The 1,259-nt window shown below is 36.8% G+C and carries 2 protein-coding genes; one reads left to right on the top strand and one right to left on the bottom strand.

Annotated features, from left to right (window positions below; all coding sequences use genetic code 11):
* Positions 1–122 precede the first annotated feature (122 nt).
* A complete protein-coding gene (locus tag AC1DSB_RS19505) occupies positions 123–359 on the top strand; it encodes a DUF3658 domain-containing protein (RefSeq protein WP_477533062.1) in 237 nt (78 codons plus the stop codon).
* Between the two features lie 68 nt (positions 360–427).
* Here the strand turns inward: AC1DSB_RS19505 and xerA are convergent.
* On the bottom strand, positions 428–1,259 hold an 832-nt coding region (gene xerA, locus AC1DSB_RS19500; protein ID WP_477587440.1), incomplete at its 5' end, for a site-specific tyrosine recombinase/integron integrase.

Below are 1,259 nucleotides of genomic sequence, written 5' to 3'. Positions count from 1 at the left end.
ATGAAGTAGTTATTCATATGCACGGTATTAACGCAAATAATTCACCATGAAACGCCAAAAAAACTTGATGTATAAGGGTTTTTGGGCTGGAAAGAAGGATTAACGCAAAAACGAAGGAATAAATGAAGATAAGGGTTGTTTTCGATCGAGTTGAACCTGAATATAAGGGTTTTGCAGAAACGGATGAAATATATTTTATGAAATCAGCGAGAGTAATCGGTGAAGTCATTGGGAATTTAAATCAATATATTGGCGACCAGTTTGTTAAATATAAAGTGAGACATTTAATAATGAATGGAGTCTTTGAAATAGAAGGTATTCCAAAAGCAATGAGGTTTTACAGTGTGAAACTCGGTTAATCTTCTTAAACTAACGGATGCTTTAGTCAAGTAGAGCAACGTCATTTAAGACGTTGCTACATTTACATTTAAAAGTACTTCTGATAATACTCTTTCCTTAACCTCCCGCTTAATTGAGCGTATATCCTTGTGGTTTCACTTTTCTCATGCCCCATAAGACTTTGTATGACTTCAATAGGAGCTCCATTATTCAACAAATGAGTTGCGTAGCTGTGTCTAAGTWGGTGCGGATGAATCTCTTTATTAATTTCAGCACGATTGGAGATCCGCTTGATGATGTAACGCATCTGAGCGACACTCATTTTATGTGGCTGTCTTGCTGTTACAAAGATGGCAGGATTATTGTCATTACGACTTTCAATATACCGTTTAAGCCATATGTCACAACGTATATTAAAATAAACTTCCCTCTCCTTATCACCTTTTCCTCTAACAATCGCGGATCGATTGGACCAATTAATATGGTTCTTTTCTAACGCAACTATTTCGCCAATTCGACAACCGGTAGAAAACATGAATTCGAACATCGCTCTTTCCATTGGGGTATGACAGGATTCACGAAGGTGTTCGATCTCCCGTTCGGTTAAATACTTGGGTATTCGCTTACCTACTTTAGGTTCTTTAATTTTCGCAGCCGGATTCTTTCGTATGTTCCCTTCTTCATGGGACCAACGGAATAACGATTTTAGAAATCGAATTCTATGTGCAAGACTGGCTGGTTTTAAATGCTTCCCTGAAATCGCAAGGTATTCTTTCAATTGATTTGTTTCAAGAGTAGTTATTTCAACATCCTTAAAATAATCAATAAGTAATGATAATTGGAGCCGATAAGCCTTTAATGTCTGTGAAGAAAAGCCTTCGATCCTTTTATCAGATTCAAATGCTTCCCATGCTTTTGAC

This window comes from Paenisporosarcina sp. P4_E4_2 (genome assembly GCF_056401595.1).
The sequence above is the reverse complement of the archived record's forward strand: the minus strand, read 5'-3'. Positions and strand labels throughout refer to the sequence as shown.

Bases quoted from the DNA above. Each gene is read 5' to 3' on its own strand.
- AC1DSB_RS19505 (WP_477533062.1), top strand. From the start codon at position 123: ATGAAGATAAGGGTTGTTTTCGATCGAGTTGAACCTGAATATAAGGGT.